This window comes from Streptomyces actuosus (genome assembly GCF_016921115.1).
Taxonomy (GTDB): Bacteria; Actinomycetota; Actinomycetes; order Streptomycetales; family Streptomycetaceae; genus Streptomyces; species Streptomyces actuosus_A.
In genome coordinates this window covers 122349-139089 of record NZ_JAFFZS010000001.1, presented here as the reverse complement: position 1 = coordinate 139089, position 16741 = coordinate 122349, and the positions used below count along the sequence as shown (strand labels likewise).

Below are 16741 nucleotides of genomic sequence, written 5' to 3'. Positions count from 1 at the left end.
TGCCGTTCGCCGCGCCCTGGCTCACCCCGGCCCCGCGGCCGCCCGCCCCGCCGACGGGTCCCCGGCCACCGGGAACCCGGGTCCGCCGGCCCCCTGGACGGCCCACCGGCATCGTGTCCAGCGACGGCGGCGGGCGTGGCGGCCTCGCTGCGGCCGCCGCGCACCCGCGTGGGACGGCAGGTGGCGTGGGTGCGCGGGGGACCAGGGGCGGAGGGACAGGGAGGGTCCGAACCGTGGACCCCGTACGGCGTGCTCAGACTCCGGGGCCGGTCCAGTCCGCGGGTACATGGCCCAGACGGACGCGCTGCGGATGGTCGCCCACGGGCACCGACAGCCGCTTCTCGCCGGTGGCGAAGTCGATCGCCGTGACCCGGTCGGCGCCGCTCTCCGACACCACGCAGTCACGGCCGTCACCGCTGACCGTGGCCCAGTACGGCTTGACGGCGGGGACGAGCGGACCCTCCCGCAGCGTGGCACGGTCCACGACCGTGGCGTAGTCGTCCATGGTGCCGGCGACGCACAGCTTGCTGCCGTCCGGCTTCATCGACAGGCCGTGGTGGCGCGAGTCGTTGACGAAGGTGGTGCGGTCGTCGCTGGTCGCCGGGTTCTTCGGCAGCGTCTTCGTCCGGGTGATCCGGTCGTCGGCGAGGTCGTACTCGAAGAAGCCGTTGAAGAACGACACCTGGAAGTACAGCTTCGACCCGTCCGGCGAGAACACCGCGGGCCGCACCGCGTCGGAGAAGTCCCTCAGGCCGATCGCGTCCAGGCGTTCGCGCATGTCGACGATCCGCACCGGCCGGTACGTGGCCGCGTCCACGACGGTGATGTGCCGGTCGCCCTTCGTCCAGTCCAGCCAGGGGGCGTCCGCCGCGGTGTTCACCTCGCCGATCGACATGTTGTACAGGTATCTGCCGTCCGCGCCGAAGATGTTCTCGTGCGGCTTGTCGCCGGTGGCGAACCGGCCCAGCTCCCTTCCGCCGGCGATGTCCAGCACGTGCACGGTGTTCGAGGTCGAGGCGGACACCGCGACCCGGGTGCCGTCGGGGGAGGCCGCCATGTGGTCGGCGCGGTACCCCGACACGCGGAAGCGCCAGTTGACGCCCCCGTCGGACAGGTCGATCGAGACCACGTCGGCGAAGCTGGGCCGCGACACCACCACCGATGTGCCGTCCGGCGTGGCGTACATGTCGTCGGCGAACTGGTCGTGTCCCTCGCCGACGCTGTGTCGGATCGCCATGAAGTAGATCCACTTGATCGGGTCGGCGTTGATCTCCGCCATCCGCTCGGCCCGGTCGGGCACGACGTCGATCCGGCCGACCTTCGCGTAGTCGCCGGAGGACCGCAGGACATCGGCGGTGCCGTCCCAGTTGTTGCCGACGAACAGCACCTCGCGCAGGCCGGTGCCCGGGGCGGATCCGGTCGAGGCGGTGGCGGTCGTCGCCGGGGCGGTGACGGCCAGGACGAGGGCGGCGGCCACGGAGCAGAGGTGCCTGGTACCGACAGCAGGCATGAGTGCTCTCTCCTCTTGGAGTGGGGGAGCGTGCGGGCGAGTGCGAGGAATCTGAACACGCGCGGTTTCACAGTGGACTTACTCGAAAGTAAGGAGGGGGTGCCTTCTCGACAAGACCGCGTACACGACAAAATTGACGGCGTCCCGGGGACGACGAGGGAGGCGCGAGGGAGCGTGACGGGCAGGCTGAGGGCACCGACAGGCCGCTACGGCGGCAGGTCGGCCGCGGAGCGGCAGGCCGAGCGCCGCAGCCGCTTCCTGGAGGCGGCACTGGAACTCTTCGGCGACACGCCCGGATACCGGGCGACGACGGTCGCAGCGCTCTGCGAGGCCGCGGGTCTGTCCACCCGGCAGTTCTACGAGGAGTTCCGCACTCTGGAGGACGTCCTCGCCGCCCTCCACCTGCAGGTCAACGGGTGGGCCGAGGAGGCCGTCCGGGCGGCGTTCGCCACCGCGGGCGGCCTACCGCTCGCGGACCGCATCACCGTCTTCTTCCGCGCCTACGCCGACAACGTCACCGACGACCCGCGCCGCATCCGCGTCACCTTCGTGGAGATCGTCGGCGTCAGCGAGCGCCTGGAGGAGCAGCGCCTCGCCCGGCGCGCCCGCTGGGTCGACCTCATCTGCGCCGAGGCCCGCGCGGCCGCCGCCCGCGGGGAGGCCGCCGACCGCGACTACCGGCTGGCCGCGGCGGCGTTCATCGGCAGCGTCAACGGCCTTCTGCACGACTGGAGCGCCGGCTGGGTCGACGCCACCCTCGACGACGTCGTCGACGAGCTGGTCCGGCAGCTCCTGGGCATGCTGCGCCCGCCGGACGGGCCCGCGCCGCCCGGCTGAGGAGAACACGGGAAGTACCGCGCGGGGAGCGCCGGGTGGGGGAGTGGAGCCACGCGCGGGGCGGCGGCGGGCGTCCGGGGCGCAGCGTCCGGGTCGCGGGCATCCGGGCGTGCGGCGGGTCCGGTGGTCGGGAGGGCCGGCCCGGGGACACCTCTGCCGCGGGCCCGGAACGAGGTGTCCGTGTGGGGCCGGGTGTCCGGCGCGCACGGTCGGGACCGGAGTGAGCGGTCCGGACCAGGAAGGGTCCGGACCGTCGCTGTGCGTCGCGTGTCACCGTTCGGCTGTGTGTAACCACGTCCTCGTCAGGTGTGAGTCACGTGCGCGCGGGATGCGGGCCGGGCCCTCGTCGGCTGTGCCTGGGGACCTGCCTCTACTCGTCCCACGCCTCGATCATGATCTGCTCCGAGATCTTGCCGTCGCGCAGCGTGATCATCGACTCGGACATCACACGGGTCCCGTCCGAGTACCGGCAGGACTCGCTGTACGCCGCGCGGTCTCCTTGGATCACGCATCCCTCGAACGTGTGCTTCAAGTCCCGGCCGTACACGTCCTCCAGCAGTTCGGCTATCTCGCCACGACCCTGCAGCACCTTGGGGTGGCTGGGCTGGCTGTTGCGGTTCACGATGCGTAGCGTCGCGTCGTCCGTGTAGAGCGACAAGAGTGTCGCCGCTGTCTGTCCTTCGATGCCTCGGCGCAAGGTCTCGGTGTCGAAGGCGGCGGATGCGGTGGTGCCCATGATGACCTCCTTCGGGGGCCGCGGTCCGTACGGGGATACGGGCGGCGCCGGCCTCACCTTCGAGCGTCCTCCGCCCCGCCGGGCTCGGCAAGCGCAGTCCGCCCGCTGCGCCTGACGGGTGAGCGGCGCAACGCGCCCGTGTCCGGGGGGCGCCCCGCGCCGTTGCTGAGGGCATGATCTCCACTCGACGCATCGTTGCCGCCGCCTGCCTCGCCGTCGGAGCCGCCGGCTTTGCCGCGCCGGCCGCGAACGCGGCCGACGCAGGCGCCCAGGGCACCGGTCGGCTCAACCCGGTCCACGTGCTCGACTCGCTCGCGACGAGCGACATCCCCGCGGAGCACCGGGCGGAGATGCCGCGGGTCTCCCAGCAGCTCGGGTCGCTGAACCGGATGAACGAGCTGAACAAGCTCAACGAGCTGCACCAGCTGACCGACCTGGCCGCACCGGTGACCGGACTGCTCCCGGCCGTCCAGTAACAGGCTCTGCGCGCCTCCCCGGGTCGCCCCCGCGGGGGCGACCCTTCGCACGCTCTGCGGACGCCGCCGGCAGCCTCCCGGGAACCGGACCCCGATGTGGCCGAAACCGTAGGTCACCGGCGCCGCCGCACGCCCTCGCCGCCGCCCCGCACGTAGGGTCGGGCCAGAAACGGAATCCGGCCCCCGCCGACGGAAGGGGATCAGCACATGGCGCAGGAAGTACGCGGCGTGATCGCACCGGGCAGGAACCAGCCGGTGCGCATCGACACGGTCCTGGTGCCCGATCCGGGGCCGGGCGAGGCCGTCGTCGCGATCCAGGCGTGCGGCGTGTGCCACACCGACCTGCACTACCGGGAGGGCGGCATCACCGACGAGTTCCCCTTCCTGCTCGGCCACGAGGCGGCGGGCGTGGTGGAGTCCGTCGGCGAGGGCGTCACCGACGTGGCACCCGGCGACTTCGTGATCCTCAACTGGCGTGCTGTCTGCGGCCGTTGCCGAGCCTGTCGGCGCGGCCGGCCGTGGTACTGCTTCGACACCCGCAACGCCGGCCAGAAGATGACACTCACCGACGGCACCGTCCTCGCGCCCGCCCTCGGCATCGGCGCGTTCGCGGAGAAGACCCTGGTCGCGGCCGGCCAGTGCACCAAGGTCGACCCCGCCGTCTCCCCGCAGGCGGCCGGGCTGCTGGGCTGCGGGGTGATGGCCGGTATCGGCGCCGCCCTGAACACGGGCGATGTCGGCCGCGGCGACACCGTCGCGGTCATCGGCTGCGGCGGCGTCGGCGACGCGGCGATCGCCGGGGCGCGCCTCGCGGGCGCGGCGAAGATCATCGCCGTCGACATCGACGACCGGAAACTGGCCACCGCCCGCACCATGGGCGCCACCCACACGGTCGATTCCCGCACCGCCGACCCCGTCGAGGCGATCCGTGAACTGACCGACGGCTTCGGCGCCGACGTCGTGATCGAGGCCGTCGGCCGCCCCGAGACGTACAAGCAGGCGTTCTACGCCCGCGACCTGGCCGGCACCGTCGTCCTCGTCGGTGTCCCCACTCCCGACATGACGCTCGAACTCCCGCTGCTGGACGTCTTCGGGCGCGGTGGGGCCCTCAAGTCGTCCTGGTACGGCGACTGCCTGCCCTCCCGGGACTTCCCGATGCTCGTCGACCTGCATCTCCAAGGCCGCCTGGACCTCGACCGGTTCGTCTCCGAGACGATCGCGCTGGACGAGGTCGAGAAGGCCTTCGAACGGATGCAGCGCGGGGACGTCCTGCGCTCGGTGGTGGTGCTGTGACGAGCACCCGCATCGAACGGCTGGTGACCTCGGGGCAGTTCACCCTCGACGGCGGCACCTGGGACGTCGACAACAACGTGTGGATCGTCGGCGACGACCATGAGGTCGTCGTCGTCGACGCGGCCCACGACGCCGCGGCCATCGCCGCCGCCGTGGGCGGTCGGCGCCTGACCGCGATCGTGTGCACCCACGCCCACAACGACCACGTCGACGCCGCCCCCGCCCTCGCCGACGCGACCGGCGCCGTGATCTGGCTCCACCCCGAAGACCTGCCGTTGTGGAAGCTCACCCACCCGGACCGTGAGCCCGACGCCCATCTGCGTGACGGGCAGGTCATCGAGGCCGCCGGTGTCGACCTCACCGTGCTGCACACCCCCGGTCACGCCCCGGGCGCGGTCTGCCTGTACGCACCGGCCCTCGGGACCGTCTTCACCGGCGACACGCTCTTCCGGGGCGGCCCCGGCGCCACCGGCCGCTCCTACTCCCACTTCCCGACGATCGTCGCCTCGATCCGCGACCGCCTGCTGACCCTGCCTCCCGGGACCAGGGTTCTCACCGGACACGGCGACGCGACGACGATCGGGGCGGAGGCTCCCCACCTCCAGGAGTGGATCGACCGCGGCCACTGACCGGATGGACGCGCTCCGGGGGCCCCCGGGTGAACGTCCGTCATACCCGACAGGAGTTGTCCGGCTTCCACGGCACCCTCGACGTGACGACACTTCGCACGGCAACGGGAGGCCGGACATGTCACGTCCACTGGACGGCAAGGTCGCACTGGTCGCGGGGGCGACCCGGGGCGCGGGACGCGGAATCGCGGTGGAACTGGGAGCCGCCGGCGCCACCGTCTACGTCACCGGCCGCAGCACCCGTGCCCAACGCTCCGAGTACGACCGGCCGGAGACCGTCGAGGACACCGCCGACCAGGTCACCCAGGCCGGCGGCCACGGCATCGCCGTACCCACCGACCACCTCGAACCCGACCAGGTCCGGGCGCTGGTCGACCGCATCGCCGCCGAGCAGGACCGCCTCGACGTCCTCGTCAACGACATCTGGGGCGGCGAGAAGCTCTTCGAGTGGGACACCCCCGTCTGGGAGCACGACCTCGACAACGGACTCCGCCTGCTGCGCCTGGCCGTGGAGACGCACGCGGTCACGAGCCACCACGCCCTGCCGCTCCTGCTGCGCCGTCCCGGGGGCCTGGTCGTGGAGATGACCGACGGGACGGCCGAGTACAACCGCGACCGCTACCGGGTGAACCTCTTCTACGACCTCGCCAAGACCTCCGTGCTGCGCATGGCGTTCGCCCTCGGTCACGAACTCGGACCGCGCGGTGCCACCGCCGTCGCGCTGACCCCCGGCTGGCTGCGCTCCGAGCTCATGCTCGACCTGTTCGGGGTCCGCGAGGAGAACTGGCGCGACGCGCTCGACCGCGAGCCGCACTTCGCCATCTCCGAGAGCCCGCGCTACACGGGCCGCGCCGTCGCGGCGCTCGCCGCCGACCCGGAGGTGGCCCGCTTCAACGGGCGCTCCCTGTCGAGCGGTGGACTCGCCCGTGAGTACGGATTCACCGACCTCGACGGCAGCCGCCCCGACGCCTGGCGGTACCTCGTCGAGGTCCAGGACGCCGGCAGGCCCGCGGACACCACCGGCTACCGCTGACGGCCGCGCCGCGCCGGGCTGTGGAGGGGCGCGGGCACGGCCCGCGCGGCGGCGCCCGGCCGCCGGGTGCGGCGCCGGTGCGGGGTGTGTCCGCGTCGCCACCCTGCGCGGCAGGCGTGCGGGCGCACGGTCGGCGGCGCGGCCGGACGCGCCGGGCCTCTGCCCGGATGATCGTCGCGACACTGCGGTCGGTCCGTGATCCCTTCCCCGCAGCGTTTCGACGGCCACGCCGCCCTCGTCACCGGTGCCGCCCGCGGCATCGGTGCCGCCATCGCCCGTCGGCTGGCGGAGGAGGGCGCGCACGTCCTGGTCACCGACGTGGACCCGGCAGCGGCCCGGACGACCGCCTCCGGGACGAGGCAGCAGGGGCTGGGCCCGAGGCGTTCGCCTGTGACGTGGCGGACCGCAGCTCGGTCGAGGCGGGCGTGGCGCACGCCGCCGCCTCCTTCGGCGGGCTCGACGTCCTGGTCGACAACGCCTACGCCTGCCACCCCGACGCACCGCTCTTCGAGGACGAGCCGGACGACGTCTGGGCCCGCGATCTCGACCTGACCCTGACCGGCGCCTACCGCTGCTCCCGTGCCGCCCTGCCGCACCTGGCCGCCTCCGGGTCGCGGCGCGATCGTCGGGATCGGCTCCGTCAACGGCGCGCAGGACTTCGGGAACCACGCCTACAGCGCCGCCGAGGCCGGCCTCGGCTCCCTGACCCGCACGCTCGCCGGACACGCCGCGGCCCGCGGAGTGCGGGTCAACCTCGTCGTGCCCGGCACCGTGCGGACCACCGCGTGGGAGGGGCGCGATGCCGAACCGGAGGCCGTCCGCGCCCTGTACCCGCTCGGCCGCGTCGGCGAGCCCGAGGACGTCGCGGCGGCGGTCGCCTTCCTCGCCTCGCGTGACGCCGCGTGGATCACCGGTGCCTCCCTGTACGTCGACGGTGGAATCACCGCGATCGACACCGGGTTCCGGGCCGCCGTGGTACCGGACACCTGAACGACGCAGGTGAACGACGCAGGGGCCCGAGGGCACGGGGCCGACATCGGGTGCCGGTACAGTTCACCGTTCGGTCACAGCGCGCCCGTCCCCACAACCGCAGGGCCCGCTCATCCGTCCAACCGGCAGAGACCGCAGCTCGCGCAGAGGAAAGAGGACCGCCATGGGGGACATACGCCGACGGGGCGCCGTCGCACTCGGGATCACGGCGCTGGTCGCGCCCGTCACACTCGCTCTCGGTACCGGCACCGCCCAGGCGGCGACCGGCTGCACGTCCACGGCGGGCCCGTACCAGAAGCGGGTCGAGAAGTTCCTCGGCCGGCCCGTGGACGGCCGGCAGTCCACGGCCGACTGCAAGGCGATCAAGGGCTTCCAGACCAAGCACGGCATCACCCCGAACATCGGCTACGCCGGGCCCGTCACCTGGGGTGTGATGGACCTCATGACCAAGCAGCGGGCCGTCGGGAAGAACCCCGGCAAGGACGGCAAGTGCCCCGTGAACAAGGGGCGCATCGCCTGCGTGAACCTCACCCTCCAGCTGAGCTGGATCCAGGACGGACGCAAGCTCGTCTACGGCCCGGTTCCGGTGCGGACCGGCCGCGACGGGTACGAGACCCGCACCGGGCTGAAGAAGATCTACTGGCGGCACATCGACCACGTCTCGTCGATCTACCACGTGCCGATGCCGTACAGCCAGTTCTTCGACGGGGGCCAGGCCTTCCACTCGGTCGGTGTCAGCATGTGGAACCCGCCGGGCTCGCACGGCTGCGTCAACATGACCAGGACCGACGCCAAGGCCTACTGGTCGCTGTTGCGCTCGGGCGACGACGTCTTCGTCTACGGGCGCAAGCCGGGCACGTGACCGACCGGTCCGTGATCGCCGTGGCGGGAGGCGCAGATCACGTGACCATCAACACGGTCCCATTTGCCCGAATCGTGAGTGATTGCTCGCAGAGCCTTCACTCCTACCCCCGTAAGCTTCACGGCATGCCCACCACTGTTGAACCCGCCTCCGAGCGATCGGCTGCCGAGGTCAACGAGGAGATCCGGGCCCTGTGGTTCCGGTCCGGCGGGACACTGACGGGCGAGCAGCGCGAGGAGTACCGGCGTCTCGTCCTGGAGTGGGCCGCCGCGGACCCGCAGCTGCCGGCCAGAGCGGCCTGACCCGGCTCTCCCGACCGCCGCACCCCGATTCGTTCGTCCGTCCCCGCGCCCGCACTGCCGGGCGCCGCTTCGGCGCCGCCCGCCCGCCCCGTGCAGGGGTGGGCGGCCCGGGCCCGGCCCCGCGACTTCTTTTCGGTCGCCGTCTGCTCAGCCCCATGTCGCCGAATAGTGGCGGCGGTAGGCCTTCCGATCCTGCTCCACCCTGATGTACCGCGTCGCGACCAGCGCCACCAGGCTGCCGGCGACGACCAGCAGCCCCGGCCCGGCGTTGCGGCTGTCCGTCAGCCGGGACAGCAGTGCCGTGCCCTCGGTTCCCCCGGTGACCGGGGCGGAAGAGCCCGGGGACGCGGCTCCGGGGGCGATCGCGTTCTGCATGGGGGGCCCGGACGGCGCGGCACCGGCCCCGCTCCCGGCCTGCCCCGAGACGATCAGCTTCACGCCGAGGGCCTGGAGCGCCTTGGTCACCGGCTGGAAGAACGTCGTGCCGCCCGTCGTGCAGTCACCGCTGCCGCCCGAGGTCACGCCCAGGGCGATGCCTTCGGAGAACAGCGGCCCCCCGCTGTCGCCGGGCTCGGCGCACACGTCGGTCTGGATCAGGCCGGTGACGGTGCCCTCCGGGTAGTTCACCGTCGCGTCGAGGCCGGTCACCCGGCCGTCGCGCAGCCCGCTGGTGCTCCCGCTGCGGAACACCCGCTGCCCGACCGAGGGATCGGCCGCGCCGGTGATACGTACCCCGCTGCCGTTGCCGAGCGCCACGACGTCGGCGCCGTCGCCGGCTCGGCCCGACGCGTACTGCACCAGGGAGAAGTCGCCGCCCGGGAAGCTGCCGTTCACGGTCTGCCCGATCCTCCGGGTTCCGCCGGCGTCGGCGAACCACACCGTGCCGTCGGGCCCGCAGTGCCCGGCCGTCAGGACGAAGTCGCGGCTGCCGTCGGTGACGTTGAACCCCGCCGAGCAGCGCCCGCCGGTCGACAGTATCGGCAGCGCCCCGTTCAGCCGGGGCGTGAAGGTGCCGGCGGTCCGCTCCATGCGGACGAAGCCGCCGATGCCGTCCGCGACCCGCGTCAGCCGGGACCAGTCCGCGGCCGAGACCGTGCGGTCGCCCTGCACGACCACCTCGTTGCTGCGGTAGTCGACCATCCAGGCCGTGCCGGGCACCCGCGGTGCCGAACGCAGCTTCGCCGTGGCCGATCGCAGCTCGCTCATGCTGTGCGGGACCATCTTCGCCTCGGCGCCCGCGGCACGCACCGCGGCGGCCGTGTCCCGGTCGGTGACGGCGACGACCGGCCGCCCGTCCGCGTCGACCCAGTTGCCCGCCGTACGGTCCGTGCCGAGCCGGGCCGCGAGGGCCGTCCCCGCCTGCCCGGCCGGCCCGGCGGTGGTGCGGGCGTCGCCGACGGCGGGTGGTGCCTCGTCCGCCATCGCCGCCTGCCCCACCATGGCCCCTCCCACGAGGAGTCCGCCGACGGCCGCCAGTCGGGCAACTCGCCGGACGATCCGTCGTCGTGCGTGCCTCATGCATGGCTCCCGAAACCGAACGCGCGGGCGGCCTCCGCTCCGCGGGGCCCTCCGGTTGCCGGACGCCCACACTGGATACGGGGCCGGGACCGTGCGTGTTCAGTGGGAGTCGATCAAGACCGCGTGGAACGTCCCGCTGCCGTTCGGCGCTGCGTGCCGGGGGACAGGGCGCACGGAGGGGTTCCGCCGCGTGCCCGTAGCGCGGCCCCTGCCTACACTTCCGGCATGGACTCCACCTCGGTCGACCGGCTCGCTGCCGGCAAGTACCTGCTGATCACCAGCTACCGGAAGAACGGCACGGCTGTCGCCACCCCGGTGTGGGTGGTGAGCGACGGCGAGGCACTCGGCGCGTGGACGGCCGCCGACTCGTGGAAGGTGAAGCGGATCCGGGCCCGCGGCGACATCCTCGTGGGGCCCTGCGACATGCGGGGCAGGCCCACCGGTGAGCAGGTCCCGGCGACGGCCGAGCTGTGCGGCGCGGAGGCCACGGCCCGCTACCGCCGACTGATCGCCCGCAAGTACGGTCTGGTCGGGCGGCTGACGCTGTTCGGCAGCCGGCTGCGCCGGGGGCAGGACGGCACAGTCGGGATCCGCATCACGCTCACCTGACGAGGAGCGGGCGCGGACGGGGCCGGAGGGCCCGGCAGGGCACCCGGCGGCGACCCGGGCGCGACCGGGGGTGAGCCGGCGTCAGCTCCAGGCGCGGTAGGGCTCGTCGAGCAACTGGAACACCGGCTCACCGCGCACCGGGTCCTTCGCCGTGGACAGTCGCACGCGGTCACCGCTGTGGATGCCGATCGGCGGGCCCATCACCCGGCCGCGGACCACGAACCCCTCGGCCATCTCGACCAGCGACACGTTGCGGGCGGCGGGGGTGTTGCGGTGCACCACGGTGGAGTGGCGGACCGTACCGGCGCCCTCGCTCCGCTCGGTCCTGAGCTCGCTGCCCCGGCAGACCGGGCACAACAGTCGGTGGTACATGGCCGTGCCGCACCAGGTGCAGCGCTGGAACAGGATGGCGTCCGTGGCGTCCGTGGCCGTGTTCGGAGGCTGGAGAACGCCGGCCGCGGAGCCGGATCCCTGCTGAACGGCGGTTCCTGAGTGGTGGTACACGCTGGTCAACTCCCTGCGCTCGGCCGGAAAACCCGCGTGCGCGGGGCACCCGTGCACGCCCGTGCGCGGTTCACGGTGCGACCGTGCACGGGCTCAGCGTATGGCACTGAGTGTCACGCGTAAAGGCACTCCGTACCCCAGAATCGGGAGAGTGCCCCTCAGTCGCGGCCGACCGCGGTCTCGACCTCCTGGACCACCCGCCACAGCGGAGCCCCGCGCCGGGCCACCACGACCACCACGTCCTCGGCGGCAGCGGCGGCTCGTCGGGCCCCGGCGGAGCCGCCGGCCCCGGTGGGCCGGGCCGGGCCGGTGGACCCGACGGCGCCGCCGGGCTCCCCGGCCGGGGCCTTCGACGCCGGTGCGGCGGCCGCGCCGAAGGCGGCCTGCACATGTCCCAGGGCGTGGTCGACGGCGGCGCCGGCGTCGCCCTGCCCGTCCGAACGCAGCCAGGAGCGCAGCGCGTTGTTGTGGGCCGCGACCACCGCTGCCGCGATCACATCCGCCCTCAGGGTGCCGTCCCGGTGCCCGGCGAAGCACCCGCGCAGGTAGGCGGCGAGCGCCCGCTCGTAGTGCCAGACCACCGACAGCTCGTACGCCCGCAGGCCCGGCACCTGCTTGGTGAGCCGGTAGCGCTGCACCGAGAAGGCGGGGTTCTCCGCGTACATGCGCAGCACCAGCCGGGCCGCGTCGCACACCCGGCGCACGGGTTCCTCGTCCTCACCGCTCGCGGCGAGGAACGCGGTCATGTCGGCGAGGCACCGCTCGTGGTCGGGAAAGACCACGTCCTCCTTGGAAGGGAAGTACCGGAAGAACGAGCGCCGTCCGACGCCGGCGAGCGCCACGATGTCGTCCACGGTCGTCTGCTCGTACCCGCGCTCCAGGAACAGCTGGAAGGCCGCCGCGACCAGCGCCTCCCGCATGGGCGGCCTGGCGCCCGCCGTGTCGGCCCTGTCGTTGCGCCCGGATCCCGCACTGGTGGAGCTCATGCGCGGAACGTAGCACCCCGGACGCCCTCACGGTACTCAGTACCCTCCCGACAGGGTACTGAGTACCGTTCTCTCTGTGGCGGCCGTACTCCGCGTGATCGGCCGCCGGACGGCGCCGCAGCCCTACACCGGCACCCGGATGTCCAGGACGCACACGTCGTCGCGCTGGTCGCTCTCCAGCAACTCGGCGTGCAGCGGGGCCGTCGCCCCGGGCGGGCCGGAGGCCTGGGCCTCGACGGCGCGGACGAGCCGCGCGAGACCCAGGTCGATGACCTCCCCGGGCCGCTCGACGAGCCCGTCGGTGTACAGAACCAGCCGGTCGCCCGGTAGCAACCCCAGTTCTGCCGCCTCGTACCGCGGAGTGTCGCTCGCGCCGAGCAGCATGCCCGCGGGGCGGTCGAGCAGCCGGGCGCGGCCCCCGCGCAGCAGCACCGGCGGCGGATGCCCGGCCTGCGTCCACACCATCCGCCGGCCGTCGGCGTGGTACCGGGCGAGTATCACGGTCGCCGTGCCGTGAGCGTCCCGGGAGGGCTTGAGCAGCGCGTTGAGCCGGGTCAGGGCGCCGGTCAGCGACGACCCCGTGCTCACCATGCCCTTCGTGGTGAAGCGGAGCTGCGCCATCGTGGCGACCGCGTCGATGCCGTGCCCGGCCACGTCGCCGACGACGAACAGGGCGTCGCCGTCGGGCAGTTCCACGGCGCTGAACCAGTCCCCGCCGACGTTCAGCCCCGACTGGGCGGGCAGGTAGGCCACGTCGACGCGCAGCCCCGCCAGGAGCAGGGGGCCTCCCGGCAAGGGCAGCAGGGCGTGCTGGAGCCGCGCCGCCATGGACCGTTCGGCCTGCAGCGCACTGTGCTGGGTGTGGATCGCCCGCTCGCTCTGCATCAGGGCGATCTCCGCACTGCGCAGCGGGGTGACGTCCTGCAGGAAGCCGTGCACCTGGATCGGCGTGCCGCTGCTGTCGCCGACCGCCTCCGCGACGGCGCGCAGATGACGTACCCCGGCGCGCACGCGGATCCGGAAGGGGACGTCGAGCGGTCGGCCCTCGCGCAGCAGCCGGCCCACCGCACCGGCCAGCGGTCCCAGGTCCTCGGGCAGGGCCAGTGCCGGCAGTTCCGTCAGCCGCAGCGGCCCGCGTTCCGGGTCCCGGCCGAGTACGGCGAAGGCCTGGGCGGACCACGTCGTCTCGTGCGTGAGCAGGTTCCAGCTGGCCCATCCCAGGTTGCCCAGCCGCTGGACGTCCGCGAGGCGCTGCTCCTGCCGGTCGGAGGGGTCGTGCCGGATCCAGGTGACGACGAGCCCGTCGCCGAACTTCGCCACGCGTACGAACCACGTGGCCAGTTCGGCGGTGCCGCCCACGCTCTGCCGCTGCGCGAACGGCTCGCTCTCGTACGGCTCCCCGGTGGCCAGCGTCCGCAGGCACCCCTGCCACAGCGGCTCCGTGGCCACGGTCGGCCGGTACTCGCGCAGCCGCAGTCCGACCAGCTCCCGGCCGGTGCGGCCGGCGGCGTCGACGGCCGTCGGCGCGGCGGCGTCGATGCGGAAGTCCTCCACTCCGCCGGTCGGGGAGCGCAACGGGGTCAGCAGCAGTGTGGCGCCCGGCATGACGTCGAGTACCGTCTGCACGACGTCCGTGGCGGCGTCGGCCCCGTCCTCGTGCGTGGCGTCGAGAGACCGCAGCCGCCCCGCACACAGCCGTGTCGCGGCCCGCAGATGCTCACGGACCCGCGGGCCGAACGGCTCGGCCCGCCCGCGCAGCACTCCGACGGTGACGTCCGCGGAATCCCCGACCACCACGGGCAGCCAGGCCCGCGACTTCCAGCGGTCGGGCGGCTCCCCGATGATCAGATACCCGTGCCCGGCCTCGCCGATGTCCTCCAGCCAGCGTTCCTCGCACGTGTCGAGGGCGTCCAGTGGTAGCACCCCGCTCACCGGCGGGACCTGGTGCCACTGCGCGGCCAGGGTGTCGTCGATGCCCGCGTGGCCGACCAGTTCCAGTCCACCGGCGGAGTGGCGGGCGAAGACCATGACCGCGTCGGCGCCCACCCCGGGCGCCAGGTGCGTCAGCAGTGCCGCGGCCAGGTCGTGCGGGGAGCGGACCTGGATCAGGGCCCGGGCGAGCCGGGCGAGTGAGCCGATGTCCTGGTCTTCCAAGGCGCCCCTATGGCCTGTTCCGGCCTCCTCGGGGAAGGGGGACCGGCTCGGCTCCGGTTGCGGCGCGGTCGGCGGCAGGGGCGGGACCAGGTCGCCGAGTGTGAGCCAGCACTCCTCCAGCAGCGTGCGGCCAGCGCTCTTGGCGCGCCGCGCCAGCTCATCGAAGGCGGCGTCGGGGGAGGAGCCGGTCAGTGCCATCAGGGCGCCCTTGGCGCGTTCCAGGACCGCCGAGGTGGCCGCCAGATCGTGCAGCCGGTCCAACTCGGCGCGCTGCTGTGCCACGATCCTGGTCAGGGCCGCCAGGTCGGGCGTGGCACCGGACTCCGCCGGAACGGCGGGCTCACTCGTCACATGGTGAGCATGGCACAACCGGACCGTCCGATCGGTTCCGCGCACGTACCCGTCGGGCGGTGCACGGGTTCGCCCGTGGGGCGGGCGATCAGCGTGCGGCGTTGCGTTCCACGAGCGCCTGGGTGACGGTGCGCACGCTGCGGGCGATGTGCTGCAGCTGCATGACCTCGGCGGCGTACATCTTGATCGTGTGCTCGATGACCGACTCCGGCAGACCGAGGCGGGGCAGGTCGGCGCGGGCGGTCTGCAGGGCGGTGCGGGCGATGCGGATCTCGTGCTGCACCTGTATGTCCGCGTGCCGGGCGAGCAGGACCGGGTGGCGCATCAGGGCCGGGTAGCTGGCGTAGCGCGCCGGCACCAGCTCGCGGAGCCACTTGGCCGCCGAGCGCTCCCAGTCGTAGGAGCCGGGGGTCTTGACCTGGCACGGCCAGTCCGGGCTGGTGCGCGTCGTGGTGAGAGGCATGGTGATCGCTTCCGGCGTCGAGTGGTGTCCGACGGTCTCGGGCGGCCCCGGCCTAGGGGATGGCCGGGGCCGCCACGGGCGCTCGCCCTCGCGAGGCCCGACCGAACCTTCCGGCCGCCGACGCGGGTAGGGGACGGCGGCTGCGGGGCGGTGCGGCCGTGAGCAGTATTTATATATGCCGTCGCCTTTGCAAGACGTATGAAAACATTCATGCGTGCTGGGGTTGAAAGCCCGGTGGCCAAGCGTGCCACGCGATCAGTCGCGCAGGAAGAAGTGGTGCTTGTCGGCGATCTGCTCGTACTCCTCCAGCCGCGCCTGGACACGCTCCGGACCTGCGTCGGTCATCGCCTGGAGCAGCGCCGCGGCCATCAGCCCGGGGGCGGCGTAGGAGTCGAAGACGAGGCGGGAGCCGGTTCCCGTCGCGAACACCACGTCGGCCTCGTCGGCGACCGGCCCCAGGGCGAGATCGGTGATCAGGGCCACCTTCAGCCCCGCGCTGCGCGCCACGCGGAGGGCCGTGAGCGTCTCCCTGGCGTGCCGCGGCAGCGAGAACGCCAGCACCCACGAACCGCCCGCCTCCCGCGACTGCAGCAGCGCGTCGTAGGCCACGCTGCCGCCGAGCGTCACCAGCCGCACGTCCGGATGGATACGGCGCGCGGCGTAGGCGAAGTACTCGGCGAGGGAGGCGGAGATGCGCAGTCCCAGGACGGTCAGCGGCGTCGACTGCGTCAGCTTGCGGCCGATGTCGATGACCTGGTCGGGGTCGGCGAAGTCGCGGCGGAGGTTCTCCAGGTTCTCGATCTCCGCGTCCACCGCGGCCTGGAGCTCGTTGCTGCGGTTGGCCTCGTCCGCGGCCGCGCCGCCGCCGCGGCTGCCGAGGGTGATCGCCTGGAGCCTCTCGCGCAGCGCGGGGTAGCCGCTGAAACCGACCGCCCCCGCGAACCGCGTCACCGACGGCTGGCTCACCCCCACCCGCTCGGCGAGGTCGGTGATCGACAGGAACGCGGCCTCGGTGATGTGCTCGATCAGGTACTGGGCGATGCGCCGCTGCCCGGGGGACAGTCGGGGTTTGTCGAAGAGCCTCCTGAGCTGGGAGGTCGGGGACGCCTCCACCTCCGGCGCAGTCTTCCCCGAGGTGATCGCCGATGCCTGCGCACGTGCCTGCTGCAGCGATGGCACGGATGCGTCTCCTTTGTCTCCCACGGTGTTTCAACATAGCTCACCCGCCGCCCGGCTCAGGGCCGGTGGGCGGCCGTTCCCACACCTCGGACACCGTGCGGGCGCCTTTGCCGCAGCGGCAGGAAGGGGGGCGACGCCGCACGCCCTTCCCGGACGGGTCTCGGCCGGGACCGCGACCGGCGGCAGCGCGCCGGGGAGCCGAGAGAGCGCTCCCGGCCGCCGCCGCCCTCACCCGGCCCGCCCGCCGGAGACGGCCGATGGCGGACCCCGGGCCTCGACCCCGTTCCGCGGACGTCCCGTGCTCGTCCA

The 16741-nt window shown here is 73.2% G+C and carries 16 protein-coding genes and 1 pseudogene; 9 read left to right on the top strand and 8 right to left on the bottom strand.

What is annotated here, in order from left to right; translation table 11 throughout:
* Nucleotides 1-253: 253 nt before the first annotated feature.
* Nucleotides 254-1510 (bottom strand): YncE family protein, encoded by a 1257-nt coding sequence (locus JS756_RS00625; RefSeq protein ID WP_205380873.1) that lies wholly within the window; start codon nucleotides 1508-1510, stop codon nucleotides 254-256.
* A 174-nt stretch (nucleotides 1511-1684) separates the two neighbouring features.
* Between JS756_RS00625 and JS756_RS00620 the strand changes: the two genes are divergently transcribed.
* Nucleotides 1685-2347, top strand: coding sequence for a TetR/AcrR family transcriptional regulator (locus JS756_RS00620; protein ID WP_205380872.1), 663 nt, complete (start codon nucleotides 1685-1687; stop codon nucleotides 2345-2347).
* Nucleotides 2348-2717: 370 nt separating this feature from the next.
* Here the strand turns inward: JS756_RS00620 and JS756_RS00615 are convergent, their stop codons facing one another.
* Entirely contained in the window at nucleotides 2718-3083 is a 366-nt protein-coding gene (locus tag JS756_RS00615) for a nuclear transport factor 2 family protein (RefSeq protein WP_205380871.1), read from the bottom strand.
* A 173-nt stretch (nucleotides 3084-3256) separates the two neighbouring features.
* Here JS756_RS00615 and JS756_RS00610 point away from each other — a divergent pair, with 173 nt between their 5' ends.
* The 7 genes and pseudogenes from JS756_RS00610 to JS756_RS00575 all read left to right on the top strand — a co-directional run bounded on the left by JS756_RS00610 (nucleotide 3257) and on the right by JS756_RS00575 (nucleotide 8668).
* Nucleotides 3257-3559, top strand: coding sequence for a hypothetical protein (locus tag JS756_RS00610; RefSeq protein ID WP_205380870.1), 303 nt, complete (start codon nucleotides 3257-3259; stop codon nucleotides 3557-3559).
* Nucleotides 3560-3766: 207 nt separating this feature from the next.
* Entirely contained in the window at nucleotides 3767-4852 is a 1086-nt protein-coding gene (locus tag JS756_RS00605) for an S-(hydroxymethyl)mycothiol dehydrogenase (RefSeq protein ID WP_205380869.1), read from the top strand.
* Entirely contained in the window at nucleotides 4849-5481 is a 633-nt protein-coding gene (locus JS756_RS00600; protein WP_205380868.1) for an MBL fold metallo-hydrolase, read from the top strand. The genes JS756_RS00605 and JS756_RS00600 overlap by 4 nt, the downstream gene beginning before the upstream one ends.
* Nucleotides 5482-5599: 118 nt before the next feature.
* Nucleotides 5600-6514: an SDR family oxidoreductase gene (locus JS756_RS00595; RefSeq protein ID WP_205380867.1), complete on the top strand. Its 915-nt coding sequence runs from the start codon at nucleotides 5600-5602 to the stop codon at nucleotides 6512-6514.
* 198 nt (nucleotides 6515-6712) lie between these two features.
* Nucleotides 6713-7504, top strand: a pseudogene (locus JS756_RS36460) (SDR family NAD(P)-dependent oxidoreductase).
* A 163-nt stretch (nucleotides 7505-7667) separates the two neighbouring features.
* Nucleotides 7668-8366: a L,D-transpeptidase family protein gene (locus JS756_RS00580; protein WP_205380865.1), complete on the top strand. Its 699-nt coding sequence runs from the start codon at nucleotides 7668-7670 to the stop codon at nucleotides 8364-8366.
* Between the two features lie 125 nt (nucleotides 8367-8491).
* Nucleotides 8492-8668 (top strand): hypothetical protein, encoded by a 177-nt coding sequence (locus tag JS756_RS00575; protein ID WP_205380864.1) that lies wholly within the window; start codon nucleotides 8492-8494, stop codon nucleotides 8666-8668.
* A 147-nt stretch (nucleotides 8669-8815) separates the two neighbouring features.
* Here the strand turns inward: JS756_RS00575 and JS756_RS00570 are convergent, their stop codons facing one another.
* A complete protein-coding gene (locus tag JS756_RS00570) occupies nucleotides 8816-10186 on the bottom strand; it encodes a S1 family peptidase (protein ID WP_205380863.1) in 1371 nt (456 codons plus the stop codon).
* Between the two features lie 225 nt (nucleotides 10187-10411).
* Here JS756_RS00570 and JS756_RS00565 point away from each other — a divergent pair, with 225 nt between their 5' ends.
* A complete protein-coding gene (locus JS756_RS00565; RefSeq protein WP_205380862.1) occupies nucleotides 10412-10795 on the top strand; it encodes a PPOX class F420-dependent oxidoreductase in 384 nt (127 codons plus the stop codon).
* An 81-nt stretch (nucleotides 10796-10876) separates the two neighbouring features.
* Here the strand turns inward: JS756_RS00565 and JS756_RS00560 are convergent, their stop codons facing one another.
* The 5 genes from JS756_RS00560 to JS756_RS00540 all read right to left on the bottom strand — a co-directional run bounded on the left by JS756_RS00560 (nucleotide 10877) and on the right by JS756_RS00540 (nucleotide 16456).
* Nucleotides 10877-11299 carry a Zn-ribbon domain-containing OB-fold protein gene (locus JS756_RS00560; protein WP_205380861.1) on the bottom strand — a complete coding sequence of 141 codons (423 nt, stop codon included), beginning with the start codon at nucleotides 11297-11299 and terminating at the stop codon, nucleotides 10877-10879.
* Between the two features lie 158 nt (nucleotides 11300-11457).
* Nucleotides 11458-12285, bottom strand: coding sequence for a TetR family transcriptional regulator (locus JS756_RS00555; protein ID WP_205380860.1), 828 nt, complete (start codon nucleotides 12283-12285; stop codon nucleotides 11458-11460).
* 123 nt (nucleotides 12286-12408) lie between these two features.
* Nucleotides 12409-14790 carry a SpoIIE family protein phosphatase gene (locus JS756_RS00550; protein WP_205380859.1) on the bottom strand — a complete coding sequence of 794 codons (2382 nt, stop codon included), beginning with the start codon at nucleotides 14788-14790 and terminating at the stop codon, nucleotides 12409-12411.
* Nucleotides 14791-14878: 88 nt separating this feature from the next.
* Complete coding sequence (locus JS756_RS00545) at nucleotides 14879-15253, bottom strand: hypothetical protein (RefSeq protein ID WP_205380858.1); 375 nt, start codon at nucleotides 15251-15253, stop codon at nucleotides 14879-14881.
* A gap of 255 nt (nucleotides 15254-15508) precedes the next feature.
* Nucleotides 15509-16456 (bottom strand): MurR/RpiR family transcriptional regulator, encoded by a 948-nt coding sequence (locus JS756_RS00540; RefSeq protein ID WP_205380857.1) that lies wholly within the window; start codon nucleotides 16454-16456, stop codon nucleotides 15509-15511.
* Nucleotides 16457-16741: the final 285 nt, after the last annotated feature.